General features: G+C 70.5%; 17 protein-coding genes, 1 tRNA gene and 1 pseudogene. 7 read left to right on the forward strand and 12 right to left on the reverse strand.

All coding sequences use genetic code 11. The features are described from left to right. The first annotated feature begins 4 nt into the window (after nt 1-4). Entirely contained in the window at nt 5-541 is a 537-nt protein-coding gene (locus LRS10_RS11115; RefSeq protein WP_257839139.1) for a gamma-glutamylcyclotransferase, read from the forward strand. Here the strand turns inward: LRS10_RS11115 and LRS10_RS24475 are convergent. From LRS10_RS24475 to ftsE, 3 genes are read right to left on the reverse strand one after another with little or no spacing between them, the layout of a single operon-like run. Beyond that, entirely contained in the window at nt 538-1,890 is a 1,353-nt protein-coding gene (locus LRS10_RS24475; protein ID WP_308237953.1) for a 1-acyl-sn-glycerol-3-phosphate acyltransferase, read from the reverse strand. The two genes, LRS10_RS11115 and LRS10_RS24475, sit on opposite strands and share 4 nt — an antisense overlap. A gap of 1 nt (nt 1,891) precedes the next feature. Further along, a complete protein-coding gene (locus tag LRS10_RS11130; RefSeq protein ID WP_257837312.1) occupies nt 1,892-2,782 on the reverse strand; it encodes an ABC transporter permease in 891 nt (296 codons plus the stop codon). Next, nucleotides 2,775-3,515: a cell division ATP-binding protein FtsE gene (gene ftsE / locus LRS10_RS11135; RefSeq protein WP_257837313.1), complete on the reverse strand. Its 741-nt coding sequence runs from the start codon at nt 3,513-3,515 to the stop codon at nt 2,775-2,777. The genes LRS10_RS11130 and ftsE overlap by 8 nt, the downstream gene beginning before the upstream one ends. A 56-nt stretch (nt 3,516-3,571) precedes the next feature. Between ftsE and LRS10_RS11140 the strand changes: the two genes are divergently transcribed. From LRS10_RS11140 to LRS10_RS11150, 3 genes and pseudogenes are all read left to right on the forward strand, one after another. Further along, nucleotides 3,572-4,429: a DUF3426 domain-containing protein gene (locus LRS10_RS11140; RefSeq protein WP_257837314.1), complete on the forward strand. Its 858-nt coding sequence runs from the start codon at nt 3,572-3,574 to the stop codon at nt 4,427-4,429. Beyond that, nucleotides 4,422-4,949 (forward strand): phosphoribosyltransferase, encoded by a 528-nt coding sequence (locus tag LRS10_RS11145; protein WP_257837315.1) that lies wholly within the window; start codon nt 4,422-4,424, stop codon nt 4,947-4,949. Before LRS10_RS11140 ends, LRS10_RS11145 begins: the two co-directional genes overlap by 8 nt. Nucleotides 4,950-4,958: 9 nt before the next feature. Next, a pseudogene (locus LRS10_RS11150) lies at nt 4,959-5,045 on the forward strand (hypothetical protein); the annotation flags it as partial. A 25-nt stretch (nt 5,046-5,070) separates the two neighbouring features. Here the strand turns inward: LRS10_RS11150 and lysA are convergent. The 3 genes from lysA to argH are packed head-to-tail and all read right to left on the reverse strand — an operon-like array spanning nt 5,071 to nt 8,086. Continuing rightward, nucleotides 5,071-6,342 carry a diaminopimelate decarboxylase gene (lysA, locus tag LRS10_RS11155; RefSeq protein WP_257837316.1) on the reverse strand — a complete coding sequence of 424 codons (1,272 nt, stop codon included), beginning with the start codon at nt 6,340-6,342 and terminating at the stop codon, nt 5,071-5,073. Further along, on the reverse strand, nt 6,339-6,662 hold the full coding sequence (locus LRS10_RS11160) for a hypothetical protein (protein ID WP_257837317.1): 324 nt from the start codon (nt 6,660-6,662) through the stop codon (nt 6,339-6,341). Before LRS10_RS11160 ends, lysA begins: the two co-directional genes overlap by 4 nt. Further along, a complete protein-coding gene (argH, locus tag LRS10_RS11165) occupies nt 6,659-8,086 on the reverse strand; it encodes an argininosuccinate lyase (RefSeq protein WP_257837318.1) in 1,428 nt (475 codons plus the stop codon). Before argH ends, LRS10_RS11160 begins: the two co-directional genes overlap by 4 nt. A 39-nt stretch (nt 8,087-8,125) precedes the next feature. On the opposite strand from argH, the gene LRS10_RS11170 reads away from it, so the two are divergent. Next, nucleotides 8,126-8,722, forward strand: a complete 597-nt coding sequence (locus tag LRS10_RS11170; RefSeq protein ID WP_257837319.1) for a TlpA family protein disulfide reductase — start codon at nt 8,126-8,128, stop codon at nt 8,720-8,722. 19 nt (nt 8,723-8,741) lie between these two features. On the opposite strand, the gene LRS10_RS11175 is transcribed toward LRS10_RS11170, so the two are convergent. Further along, nucleotides 8,742-9,155 carry a helix-turn-helix domain-containing protein gene (locus tag LRS10_RS11175; protein ID WP_257837320.1) on the reverse strand — a complete coding sequence of 138 codons (414 nt, stop codon included), beginning with the start codon at nt 9,153-9,155 and terminating at the stop codon, nt 8,742-8,744. A 153-nt stretch (nt 9,156-9,308) separates the two neighbouring features. On the opposite strand from LRS10_RS11175, the gene LRS10_RS11180 reads away from it, so the two are divergent. Beyond that, a complete protein-coding gene (locus LRS10_RS11180) occupies nt 9,309-10,286 on the forward strand; it encodes a hypothetical protein (RefSeq protein WP_257837321.1) in 978 nt (325 codons plus the stop codon). Nucleotides 10,287-10,424: 138 nt separating this feature from the next. Next, nucleotides 10,425-10,625 (forward strand): hypothetical protein, encoded by a 201-nt coding sequence (locus tag LRS10_RS11185; protein WP_257837322.1) that lies wholly within the window; start codon nt 10,425-10,427, stop codon nt 10,623-10,625. A gap of 26 nt (nt 10,626-10,651) precedes the next feature. Here the strand turns inward: LRS10_RS11185 and LRS10_RS11190 are convergent. From LRS10_RS11190 to fdxA, 5 genes are all read right to left on the reverse strand, one after another. After that, nucleotides 10,652-10,728: transfer RNA gene (locus tag LRS10_RS11190), tRNA-Arg, on the reverse strand. 50 nt (nt 10,729-10,778) lie between these two features. Continuing rightward, nucleotides 10,779-10,928: a hypothetical protein gene (locus tag LRS10_RS11195; RefSeq protein ID WP_257837323.1), complete on the reverse strand. Its 150-nt coding sequence runs from the start codon at nt 10,926-10,928 to the stop codon at nt 10,779-10,781. A gap of 60 nt (nt 10,929-10,988) precedes the next feature. Continuing rightward, complete coding sequence (locus LRS10_RS11200; protein ID WP_257837324.1) at nt 10,989-11,576, reverse strand: hypothetical protein; 588 nt, start codon at nt 11,574-11,576, stop codon at nt 10,989-10,991. Between the two features lie 187 nt (nt 11,577-11,763). Then, a complete protein-coding gene (locus tag LRS10_RS11205) occupies nt 11,764-12,279 on the reverse strand; it encodes a CarD family transcriptional regulator (protein ID WP_257837325.1) in 516 nt (171 codons plus the stop codon). Nucleotides 12,280-12,578: 299 nt separating this feature from the next. Then, on the reverse strand, nt 12,579-12,920 hold the full coding sequence (gene fdxA, locus LRS10_RS11210; protein ID WP_257837326.1) for a ferredoxin FdxA: 342 nt from the start codon (nt 12,918-12,920) through the stop codon (nt 12,579-12,581). Between the last annotated feature and the right edge of the window lie 42 nt (nt 12,921-12,962).

The raw sequence follows: 12,962 nt of genomic DNA on the forward strand, positions 1-12,962 counted from the left end.
CGGGATGGCGGACGAGCGTTGGGTCTTCGGCTACGGGTCGCTGATGTGGCGGCCGGGCTTCCCTTATCAGGCGCGGCGGGCGGCCACACTACACGGCCGGCGTCGGGCCTTCTGCATCTATTCGGTGCACCATCGCGGCACCTATGAGCGCCCGGGCCTGGTGCTGGGCCTCGCGCCGGGCGGCGCAACCCGCGGCGTGGCCTATCAGGTCGGCCGAGGCGACTGGCCGGAGGTCTACGCCTACCTCAAGGAACGCGAGCAGCCGACCGAGACCTACATCGAGGCCTGGCGCGCGGTCCGGCTGGCCGACGGGCGGCGGGTCGAGGCGCTGACCTTCCTCTCCGATGTCCACCACCCGCAGTGGGCGGGAGCCCTGTCGGTGGAGCGGCAGGCGGAACTGATCTCCGGCGCCAGGGGCCTATCCGGCCGCAACGTCGAGTACCTCCGCGACCTTGTCGAGCACCTCCGCGAAGAGGGCGTGCGCGATGCGGCTATGGAGCGGTTGTTGGGCCTGGTGGAGGCCCGCGAGCTGGCGGCCTAGAGCGCGTTCAGTTCCGCCGACCGCGTCTCGATCCGCTCCTCGAGGATGCGCATGAACTCCGCCCGCTTGAGGCCCGGCGGGATCGGCTCGAGGTATTCGAACACGATGACCCCCGGCTTGCGGATGAACCCGTGGGCCGGCCAATGGACGCCGGCGTTCGTGGCCACGGGGCAGACCGGCACGTCGAGCTCGCGGTACAGCGCGGCGATCCCCGGCTTGTAGTCGGGCTCGGCGCCCGGCGCCTTGCGGGTGCCTTCCGGGAAGATCACCACCTGCTGACCGCGCTCGAAGCGCTCTTTCCCCTCACGGATGACCTGACGCATCGTCCTGGAGCCGCCTTCGCGATCGACGACGATGCAGCCTGCCTTGGCCGCGTACCAGCCGAACCACGGGATCCAGGCGAGTTCCTTCTTCATGACGAAGGCGGTGCGCGGCAGCCAGGTGAACTGGGCGAAAACGTCCAGCATGCACTGGTGCTTGGGGGCGACCAGGGCGGGGCCGGCGGGGATGAACTCGCGCCCGCGGACCTCGACCCGGATGCCGCAGATCGGCAGCATGGCGGTGACGCCGCGACCCCAGAAGTGGAACATGGCGAAGGTCCAGTCGCGAGGCCCCAGCAGGACCGGGGTGGCGCAGACGGCGATCACCGCCGTCCAGAGATAGAACAGCGCCACATAGACGAGCGAGCGGACGGCGATCACGGATTGGCCTTCGGTTGCGCGGCGCTCAGCGGGGTCTGGCCGAGCGGGGTTTGGCGGGGGCCAAGCCCCAGCACCGCCTCGCGCGCTAGGATCGCCAGATACTTGCAATATTCCACCACCATCAAGCGGGCGGGCGCCGGGGTTGCGCCACCACCGCTTCGCCTTCAGCGACGGCGTGGGCGCCGCATACGTCTGCAGCCGCACGCCCGAACCATGGAAGACGGCGTTCAGCTCCAGCATGGCGCGGGGCATGTGGTAGTCGGAGGTGACCACGATCAGGCTGGCGTACCGCATGGCTTGCATCCAGTCTGCGGTCTCGCGGGCGTTGCCGACGGTGTCGGCGGCGTTGAAGCCCAGGTCGACGCAGCAGTCATACAGCCTCCGCACGGCCCGCGACACGTTGCGGATGTCCTCCCGCGTGGCCTCGCGGTTGACGCCTGAGACCAGCACCCGCTGGCCGTAGCCGTCCTCGAGCAGGCCGATGGCTGCGGCGAGCCGCACGTTAGAGCCGGCGCCGGTGAGCACGACGATCCCCTGGGCCGGGTCCGGAAGCGGGGCCGGCGTCGATTGCTGAACGCGGGCGGCGAACGCGAAGAGGCCGGCGAACCAGATCAGCGCCAGGACCAGGAAGGCGGCGACCGACTTCACGTCAGAGCGTCCGGATCAAGGCCGTCGCCGTCAGGCGGGCGGCGACCGCGGCGACCGCAGCGGCGATGAGAGGGCAGGGCAGGACCGCCAACAGGTCCAGCCAGGCGATCGGCAGGGCCGGCGTGATCCCCTCGCCGCCGCCGATCAGCCTCAGGGTCGCGCCGAGCGCCGCGGCGGCGGCCGCGCCGAGCGCCCCGGAGACCGCCGCGATGCGGGCGAAGCGGAGCTGGAAAAGGGCCGCGATATAGCCGTCCTCGGCGCCGGTGAGATGGAGCACCTCCACGACATCCTTGCGGGCGGCCAGGCCGGCGCGGGTCGCGAACGCGACGACGGCGGCGGCCGCCAGCGCGATCAGCAGGAAGACGCCCGAGCCGGTCCAGCGGACCACGCCGGCGGCGCGGCGGATGTCCTTGATCCAGATCGAATGGTCGTCGACGACGGTGTCCAGGCCCTGGGCGCTGAGGGCCGCGTTCAGCTGATCGGCGGTCGCGGGCTGCTCGCGTTCCAGGGTCACCGCCACCAGGCGCGGGACGGGCAGGTCCTCCAGGTCGGCGGAGTCCCCCAGCCACGGGCGGACCAGCTCATAAGCCTTCTCGCGCTCCAGCGCGCGGGCCTCGGCGACACCCTGCACACCCGCCAGCACCTCGGCAGCGCGGGCGGCCGCGGCGTCGGGCGTCTCGCCGCCGCGGGCGCGGACGATGACGGTGGCCTCGCCGGTGAGCTGATTGGCCCAGCCCCCGGCGGCGCGGTCGGCGGCGATCACCCCCAGCGCCGTCAGGCAGGCCAGGAAGCAGAGCACGGCCACCACGAAGATCAGCGCCGGGTCGCGGGCGTCCCTCTCCGGCAGGAAGGGCGCCGGCCGCCAGCGGGCGACGTCGAACGGCTCACTCATCGTCGGCCCTCGGGCGAGGGCCTTGGGGCCCCAGGGCGGTGATGCGGCCGTGCTCGAGGTTCAGCACCGGCTTGTTGGCGCGGGCGACGAGGTCCTGGTCGTGCGTGGCGATGACGATGGTCGTGCCCAGGCGGTTGAGCTCGACGAACAGGCGGAAGATACGTAGCGCCATCTCCTGGTCGACGTTGCCCGTGGGCTCGTCCGCGAGCAGGATCTCTGGGCGGTTGACGACGGCGCGGGCGATGGCCAGCCGCTGCTTCTCGCCGCCGGCCAGCGTCGGCGGCTGGGCCTGCATCCGCTTGCCCAGGCCCACCCAGGCGAGCAGTTCGGCGACGTCGTTGCGGTACTCGGAGGGCTTGTGCCCGGCGATGCGCAGCGGCAGGGCGGCGTTGTCGAACGCCGAGAGGTGGTCGAGCAGGATCAGGTCCTGGAACACCACCCCGATCCGCTGCCGGAGTTTCGGCAACTGCGATGGGTGAAGGCGCTGGGTGTCCTCGCCGAACAGGTGGACGGCGCCGGCGGAGGGCTTGGCCGCCAGGTAGATCAGCTTCAGCAGCGAGCTCTTGCCCGCGCCCGACGGCCCGGTGACGAAGTGGAACGAGCCGCGCGGCAGGGCGAAATTCAGATCGGACAGCACCTCGGGCCCGCGGCCATAGCGCATGGACACGGCGTCGAAACGTACGATGTCGTCGGCGGCCTCTGGGGCCGCTGCGTTATTCGGCTTTCTGGACATGGGGGCCGAAATCGGCGACCTCGGAGTGAGGGTGCTGGAGCGTCCGATTCGGCGTCATGATACTGACCTGTCCAGACTGCGCCACCAGCTATTTCGTGGACGATGCGCGCATACCGCCGGAAGGCCGGGTGGTGAAGTGCTCGTCGTGCGGCAATCGCTGGCGGGCCGAGCGCGAAGCGCCGGCCGAGGCGGCCTCGTCCGAACCTGAGATCGTCGCCGAACCCCCCGTCATCGAAGACGACATCGTCGCCGAGCCGGCGCCAGCCGCCCAGCTTCCGCCGGAGGACGTGGAGATCGTCGCCGAACCGGCCCCGGAGCCCGCCCTGCGCCGCCGCAGCGCTCGGCCGCCGCCGAAGCCCAAGGCCAAGTCGAAGCGCGGCGCCGTCATTGCCTGGACAGCGCTCGCGGCCACGGTGGTCGCCGCGGCCGGCGTCGTGGTGTTCCGCGACCAGATCGTCCGGATGGCGCCCGCCAGCGGTGGCGTGTTCGCCGCCGTCGGCCTGCCCGTGGACCGCCTGGGCCTGACCATCGGCGACGTGCGCTCGGTTGCGACCCTGCAGGGCGGACGGCCGGTGCTGTCGATCACCGGCGCTATCCGGAATACGCGGAGCGAGACCGTGACCGCGCCGCCGCTACGCGTCAGCATCCTGGATCGCTCGGGCAAGCCGGTGGCGGCCAGGATCGCCCGGCCGCTGAACGCCGATGTGCCGCCCGGCGCAACGCGCTATTTCGCCATCGCCATTGCCGATCCGCCAGCGGGCTCGGCCAGCCTCGACATCGTGTTCGAGGCGTCGCCGACGCCGACGGCCGTCGCCCCCGCCGACGCGGCGCAGGTCGACGCGCGAATGGGACCAGAGCCGCTGGACGCGACGCCCGCGCCCGAACACTCCGAGGCCGCCGCCGACCATGGCTGATCCGACGCCCGTCGTGCTCCTTTCCGAGGCCGAAATCGCCGAAAGGGTGGAGGCGCTCGCCCGCGCCATCGCGCCGCGGATCGACGATGAGACGGTGGCCGTCTGCCTGCTGACCGGCGGTCTGTGGTTCTGCGCGGACCTGATGCGGGCGCTGGCGCGACAGGGCCGCTTCGTGCGCTTCGATGCGCTGTGGCTCGCCTCGTACAAGGACGAGCGCCAGTCGAGCGGGCGCTGCGAGGTGCGCGCCGACCTGCAAAGACCGATCGCCGGCCGCAAGGCGCTGGTGGTGGACGACGTCTTCGACACCGGCCTGTCGCTGTCCGAAGCTGCAAGGCTGGTGCGCGACTCCGGCGCGAGCGAGGTGCTGACCGCGGTGTTCGCGTCCAAGCCCTGGCCCGCCGAACGCGCCATCCAGCCGGACTTCGTGGGCTGGAAGGCGCCGGCGCGCTTCCTCGTCGGCTACGGCATGGATGCGGCGGGGAAGATGCGCGGCCTGCCGTACGTCGGGGCGCTGGACTAGCCCCACGATTGCCATCCGGGCCGCAGCGAAGCGGAGAGCCGGGTCCCAGGGGCCGCCGCTCTGCAGAACCGCCTGGGTCCCGGATCGGCCTATCGGCCGTCCGGGATGACGGCTTCCGAAATCACGCCAGCCAGGGCGCGGGAGCCTCGCGCGCCAGCATGTCCTCGTAGCTCGGACGCGGACGGACAACCGCGAACTCGCCGCCCCTCACCAGGACCTCGGGAACCAGCAGGCGCGAGTTGTACTCGCTGGACATCGCTGCGCCGTAGGCGCCGGCGGTCATAAAGGCCACGAGGTCGCCGGAGTGCAGCGGCGGCAGGGCCCGGTCGCGGGTGAAGGTGTCCCCCGTCTCGCAGATGGGGCCGACGACATCGTAGGCGGCCAGCTCCCCGTCGCGGAGGCGAACGGGCCGGATGTCGTGGTAGGCGTCGTACATCGCCGGCCGCAGCAGGTCGTTCATGGCCGCGTCCAGCACGAGGAACCGGCGGCCTTCGGCGCGCTCGTGGACGTGGATCACCTGGGCTACGAGGACGCCGGCGTTGGCCGCGATCATCCGGCCGGGCTCGAAGGCGAGGCCCACGTCCAGCCCCTTGGTGGAGCGCGCGATCATGGCGGCGTAGTCCGCAGGCGAGGGCGGCTCCGGCTGGTTGAAATAGGGCACGCCCAGACCGCCGCCCAGGTCGAGGCGCTCCACCCGCATCCCCTCGGCCTGCAGCCGCTGGACCAGACCGCGCATCTTGCCGAACGCCTCCTCCATGGGAGCGAGGTCGGTGATCTGGCTGCCGATGTGGCAGGCGACGCCGACGGGCCGCACGCCGGCCATGTTCGAGGCCTTGGCGTAGAGCCGCTCGGCCTCGGAGAAGCTGACGCCGAACTTGCTGTCCGACTTGCCCGTCGAGATCTTCGCGTGGCCGCCGGCGCCTACGTCCGGGTTCACGCGGATGGCGATCTCGGCGCGCTTGCCGAGCCGCTGGGCCACCCGGTTGACCAGCTCCAGCTCGGGCTCGGATTCGACGTTGATTTCGGCGACGCCGGCCTCGATGGCGAAGGCGACCTCGCCCTCGGTCTTGCCGACCCCCGAGAAGACGATGCGCTCGGGCGGCACGCCCGCGGCCAGAGCCCGGCGCACCTCGCCCTCCGACACGACGTCGGCGCCCGCGCCCAGCTTCGCCAGGGTGCGAACGACGGCGAGGTTCGGGTTTGCCTTGAGCGCGAAGGCGATCAGCGGGTCACGGACGCCTGCCTCGGCCAGCGCCTCGCGCAGGACCGTGAAGTGCCGCGCGAGCGTCGCCGAGGAATAGACATAGACGGGCGTGCCGACGGCCTCGGCGATGCGGGCCAGCGGCACGTCCTCGCAGAAGAGCTCGCCGTCGCGGAGCTCGAAATGGTTCATCGGCGCGGCTGGGCGTACGGGTCGGGCAGCGCGCCCTGCGGCGCCGTGCGGGTCGGATTGGGCGAGGTGCCCTCGATCGGAAGCGTCCGCGGCGGGGCCGGATCGGTGCTGCGGTCGCGCGGATCCACGGTGTCGACCGGCCGGCTGGGGTCCTGCTTGCGCTGGGCGTCGTCGGCGTCCTTGGTCGTGTTGCGCTCCGCGCCGAACAGCGGGCCGGGGCGCTCGAGCTGGCCGACCTTGCCGCAGCCGGCCAGGGCGACCGCGGCCAGGATGATCACGGCCGGGCCGAGGACGGCGCCGATGTGGACTTTGCGGCTCATGCCAGGATTTCCTTCCAACGCTTGATCTGGGCCCGGACCTGCTCCGGCGACGTGCCACCGTAGCTCTTGCGGCTGGCGACGGAAGCCTCGGCGGTGAGCACGTCATAGACGCCCGAGGTGATGTCCGGGTTCAGCTTCCGGAGCTCGTCGAGCGGCAGGCCCGACAGCTCGACGCCGAGCTCTTCGGCCCGTTTCACGGCGGCGCCGGTCGCGTGGTGTGCATCGCGGAACGGCAGCCCGAGCTCCCGCACCAGCCAGTCGGCGAGGTCGGTGGCGGTCGAGAAACCTGACCCGGCGGCCTTGGCCATGTTGGCGATGTTGGGCTCGAGGTCGGAGACCATTCCGGCCATGGCCCGGAGGCTGAGCTCGAGGGCGTCGAAGGCCTCGAAGGTGGGGACCTTGTCCTCCTGCATGTCCTTCGAATAGGTCAGCGGCAGGCCCTTCATGACCACGGCGAGCTGCTGGAAGCTGGCCAGCAGGCGTCCGGCCTTGGCGCGGATGAGCTCGGCCGCGTCCGGGTTCTTCTTCTGCGGCATGATCGACGAGCCGGTCGTGAAGGCGTCGGAGAGCTTCACGAAGCCGAACTGCGGCGTCATCCAGATCACGATCTCCTCGGCCAGCCGCGACAGGTGGATGGCGCAGATCGCTCCGGCGGCCAGCGCCTCCAGGGCGAAGTCGCGGTCCGCGGTGCTGTCCAGCGAATTGGCGGTCGGGCGGTCGAAGCCCAGGGCCTGCGCCGTCTGGCGCCGGTCGATCGGGAACGGTGATCCCGCCAACGCGGCAGCGCCCAGGGGGCACTCGTTCATCCGTGCGCGGGCGTCGGCGAAGCGCGAGGCGTCGCGGCCGAACATCTCCACATAGGCCATCAGGTGATGGCCGAAGGTGACCGGCTGGGCCGGCTGCAGGTGGGTGAAGCCCGGCATGACGTCGCCGGCGTGGGCCTCGGCCTTGGCGAGCAAGGCGTTCTGGAGCGCCCGAAGTTGTCCGACGGTGCGGTCGCAGGCGTCGCGGACCCACATGCGGAAGTCCAGCGCCACCTGATCGTTACGGCTGCGGGCGGTGTGCAGGCGTCCGGCGGGCGTGCCGATCAGCTCGCGCAGCCGGGCCTCCACGTTCATGTGGATGTCCTCGAACTCGTCGCGGAACGGGAAGACGCCTTCGGCGATCTCGGCCTCTATGGTCGCCAGCCCCTGCTGGATGGCGGCTTCGTCCTCGCTTGAAATGACGCCCGTGGTGCGCAACATCGCGGCGTGCGCGCGGGAGCCGGCGAGGTCCTGCGCCGCCAGCCGCTTGTCGAAGCCGATGGAGACGTTGATCGCCTGCATCAGCTCGGCGGGCTTGTCGGAGAACCGCCCGCCCCACATGGCCTGGCCTTGGCCAGCCGGAGGGTTCCGGGCGGGCGCATTGGAGGAGTCGTCGGTCATATGAGCGAAGGTCCAGGGGCCACCAGGCCCAGAGGCGTCATGACGTGGGCCCTCTGGGGCGCAGCCCTGCTGGGCGTCGCCGCGGTTCTCTACATCATCGCTCAGGCTTCCTCCAAGCCGGAGCCGCCGACGGTGAATACCGGCCCCACCGCCGAGGCGCCGGCGGGCAAGACGCTGATGAGCAAGTGGGACGTGGCGAACGCCGGCCAGCCCGCCACCGACTACGTCTTCTACAATGAGGCCGGACGGCCGACGCGGATCGCCGATTTCAAGGGCAAGGTCGTGGTGCTGAACGTCTGGGCGACCTGGTGCGCGCCGTGCAAGATCGAGATGCCGACGCTCGCCCGGCTGCAGGCGGCCTACAAGGGCAAGCCGGTCGAGGTGGTCGCCGTCAGCATCGATTCCGAGAGCGCCGGGGCCGAGGCGAAGCTGTTCATCGCGCGCAACGACCCGCTGAAATTCTACCACGACCGCGAGATGAAACTGCCGTTCAAGACGACGCCCCCGATCCCTGGGGCGCCGACGACGATCGTCTACGGCAAGGACGGCCTCGAGATCGGCCGGGTGGCCGGGGAGGCCGACTGGGCGGGTGACGAGGCGCGCACCCTGATCGACAAGGCGCTGGCCGCGGACTGAGCCCGCGGCGGCGCAGCGGTCAGGCCGCTTCGACCTGCTTGACGGTCGCCTCCGGGGTCAACGCGCGCAGAAGGCCCACGAGCGACGAGCGGGCTTCCGGCGGCAACCGTTCATAGGCCGTCAGCAGCTCTAGCGCGCCGGGCGTTCGCATCCGGGTCAGCAGGTCGAGGTCACGGGCCGTCTCCTTGTCGGGCCCGTCGAAGACGTCCATCAGGTCGGTCACCCGGCACTTCAGCGCCCGGGCGATGAGCACCAGCCGCGAGAACGAGATGCGATTGGCGCCGTTCTCGTACTTCTGGATCTGCTGGAAGCTCACGCCGCACTGGTCGGCGAGCGCTTCCTGGGACATGCCGATGGTGCGACGGCGGATCCTGACGGCCGCGCCCAGGGCGATGTCCATGGGATCCGGCGCCTTCACAGACGTCTCGGACATTTTACCTCCTTCGGCCGATCGGCCCTCGCGGTTCAAGAACCGCGTTATCGGAACGTTGATGCAGTAAAGGCCTTTGTTGCAAATCTGAAAACCCCATACCCACTCCGCAAAAATACGGTGCAACCTGCGCCGTGCTTACGTGTTGGGTGAGTCATGCCTGGGGCCGCCAACGACGTCTGGTGGGATGATCTGCGGCAGGAAGCCGAGCTTCCGCCGCCGGAGCCGCCCTCGCGCCCGAAGGCGCCGCTGATCGTCGGGCTGGTGGCCGCCACGGCGGTCGCAGGCGGCGTGGGGTGGTGGCTGAGCAGTCCCGGCCAGACCTATTTCGACAATCCGACCCTTCAGACCGCGCCGGCCGCGATGCCGCGCGCGGCCACTCCCACGGCCGATGCGGAGCAGGTGCGGCGCGCCTACAACGACTTCGGCCAAGTCTACGCCGAGAGCGGGGCCGGTGGCCTTTCGCGGTTCGCCGAGAGTTGCGAGGCCTCGCTGCGGAGCGATCCGCGGATTCTCGACTTCTGCCTGGCCTTCGGGCTGTTCGCCGACACCGTCCGTGACCCGGTGGCCGAGCCGGCGGGCGACGCCGAGGCAAGACGTGTGGCGCTGGTGCAGACGGCCCTACCCGGCGCCGACCCGGAGGTTCGCATCGCCGAGGTGCGGCGGCTGATGCGCGACGCCGCCGGCTTCACTGCCGCCGAGGCGCAAGTGGAGGCGGCGCCGCCTGCGCCGGAGGGGGCGACGACCCGGCCCGTGGCTGTAGCCGCCGCGCCTGCGGTCCTGACGCCGCCGCGGCCCCCAGCGACTGCGGCCTCGCCGCCGGCGCGGCTCGCCAAGGCCGCTCCGCCGCGCAAGGCCGCCGCCGCGTCACCTTGCGGGCTGCGCCCGACGCCGGCCGAACGCCTGATGTGCGCGAACCCGACGTTGCGCGTTCAGGAGCGGCGCATGAAGGAAGCCTATGACCGGGCGCTGAAGGCCGGCGCCGATCCGCTGGTCGTCGACCGCGCCCAGGCGGAGTGGCGCGATCTCCGCAACGCCGCCGACAGCCGCGGCCAACTGGCCGATCTCTACGCCCGGCGAACTCGCGAACTGAACGCGGCGGCTGAGACCGCCGCGAACGCGCCACCCATCTGAACCGGCCGGACGTTAACCAGACCGGTTAAGCTCTTGGTGACCGAAGCACCGCCGACTCACCGGGTCGGGCCAGCAGCTTCGAGACCCATCATAGTGATCCGTTCTCATCCCCCATTCGACCACGGCGCGGCTCTGCGCGTGCCACCGCCGCACGACCAGCGGAGCTGGGCGATGCTGTGGAGCTGGCTGGGCGACGAGGCCCAGGCCGTGGCCGAGGCCGCCGCCGTCCAGGTGCGGACTCCAGAAGGGCCCGTCGTCGCGCACTGCGGCGACTGGATCGTGCTGTCGCACTCGGGCCGCTTTCATGTGGCCCATGCCGTCCGCTCCTGCGACGCCTAAGTCCCGCGCTCAACAGGACAGGCGCGTGGCGACCCGGGAGGGACTCGAACCCCCGACCTTGGCTTTAGGAAAGCCCTGCTCTATCCGGCTGAGCTACCGGGCCACGCGGGCGGGGTCTTACGGCATGACGCCCGCGGACGCCAGCCGCCGGCGCTAGCCGCCCTGGCCGGCGAGCACCAGCAGGCCGACGACTCCGATGACGGCCAGGATGACCACCACGATGAGGCTGAACTTCTCGGGCCCTCGTCGCTGGCTGCGCGGGTCGGCCGTTTCGTCCTCGCGTCGTCCTTCGACCTTGGCCATCGCATTCCTCCTGGCGCCCTTGGTCACAACCCCTGGCGGCGCGGCGGCGTTCCGGCGCGATCAACGTTCGAGGTGGCCTCTCTGGCGAGGCGGAATGTCGGCCTCGGCGCCCGCAACGTCCCCCGTGTCGATGTCGGCCGGCCGGCGCACCGCCACGGCCCGGCCGGGCCGTGGGGGTTTGTGGACCCGGAGCTCGATCCGGTGCTCGACCGCGACGTCCAAGCGGGTCTCTAGCAGCTCGGCCACCTGTTCAGGGCTGAGCTCTCCGCGCGAGACCTTGCCGCGGTAGGGCTCAGCCAGCACGACCTGCGCGTCCACGACCTCGAAATCCACGTCGTTCGCCTCGGCGAGGGGCGTCAGGTCCCAGCGCCGTGGGGCCATGGCGTCGAACCGCTTCATGACGTCGGGCGTGATCGGCCGGACCACCTCGGGATCGTCGAGGAACTGCTGGTGCCGGGGATGTGTCGCCTTGGTGGCGACCGTCGCCCCGTCGCGGCAGACCCGGTAAAGCTCGCGCATGATGGCCTGCAGGCGCTCGGGCGTCGGGCCGAGATACTCCAACGTCTTGAGCAGGCGCACCTGGTCGGCGAAGTCGGCGGGCCAGGGCCATGGCGTCCTGTTGAGGTCCCAGAGGACGTCCGGCCCCACCTCTGGGCGCCTGTCGACATTCACGGCGTCGGGTCGCGGCGCGAAGCCCGAGCCGAGGTTGAGCCACCGCGGCGGGCCGCGGTGAACGGCGCGGAAGATGTCGCTGCCGGCCGAGGCGCAGCAACCCGGCCCTACATACGAAAACGCCCGGCGTGAGCCGGGCGTCTCCACATCGGGTCGCGGGGGATCAGGCCGCGGCGGCCGGAGCCTTCACCAGCGACTTGTTGAGCATGGCGATGGCCGCCTCGCGGTCGATGCGCTCGATCGCGGCGACCTCGCGGGCCATGCGGTCCAGCGCGGATTCATAGAGCTGGCGTTCCGAGTACGACTGCTCGGGCTGGTTCTCGGCGCGGTGCAGGTCGCGCACCACCTCGGCGATCGAGATCAGGTCGCCGGAGTTGATCTTGGCTTCATACTCCTGAGCGCGGCGCGACCACATGGTGCGCTTCACCCGCGCGCGGCCCTTCAGGGTCGTCAGCGCCTTGGACACCAGTCCGGTGTCGGCCAGCGACCGCAGGCCGGCGGTCTTCGCCTTCGCCGTCGGCACGCGCAGGGTCATCTTCTCGTGGTCGAAGGTGATGACGTAGACCTCAAGCTTCAGACCGGCGACTTCCTGGGTTTCGATCCCCTGCACCTGGCCCACGCCGTGCGCGGGATAGACGACGTGATCGCCAACCGAGAAATCGTGACCGTTCTTGCTCATCGAGAAAATCCTCTCAAAACCATCTGTCCGGGCGCGAGCCGGAACGCCGACGCGAGCAACCGCCAAGGGACAAAGCCACCCGCTCCGCGAGGGAAATCGCGGCGGCGTCGTCACTCTTGAGCGGAAGTAGACCTCTTAAGACACCCTTCGTCCCGCCGGCGCGAACCGCCGGAGGACTGTTCTGTGTTGAGACGGCCAGGGGGGCAAGCCTCACTGCCACGTCGTCCATGACAGTATCACAAAATTCAGCGGAATGAAAGGCTTGGGCCGGCGGGCCCCAGGAACCGACGCTGTAGGGCTCAGGAGCCGCGGCCGGGCTTCTCCGAGAAGTACTTCTCGAACTTGCCGGTCTCGCGCTCGTATTGCTCCTTGTCGGCCGGCGGCTCGCCCTTGACCGTGATGTTTGGCCAGACGCGCGAGTATTCGGAGTTGATCTTCAGCCACTTGCCGTCGGCGTCGTCTTCCGTGTCCGGCTTGATGGCGTCGACCGGGCACTCGGGCTCGCAGACCCCGCAGTCGATGCACTCGTCGGGATTGATGACGAGGAAGTTCTCGCCCTCGTAGAAACAGTCGACGGGGCACACCTCCACGCAGTCCATGAACTTACATTTGATGCAGGGATCCATCACGATGTAGGTCATGGCGTGCAGATACTCCGGGCTGCCCCCCTTCGGGCGCGCGGG

The organism is Phenylobacterium sp. J426 (genome assembly GCF_024699945.1).
Classification (GTDB): Bacteria; Pseudomonadota; Alphaproteobacteria; order Caulobacterales; family Caulobacteraceae; genus Phenylobacterium.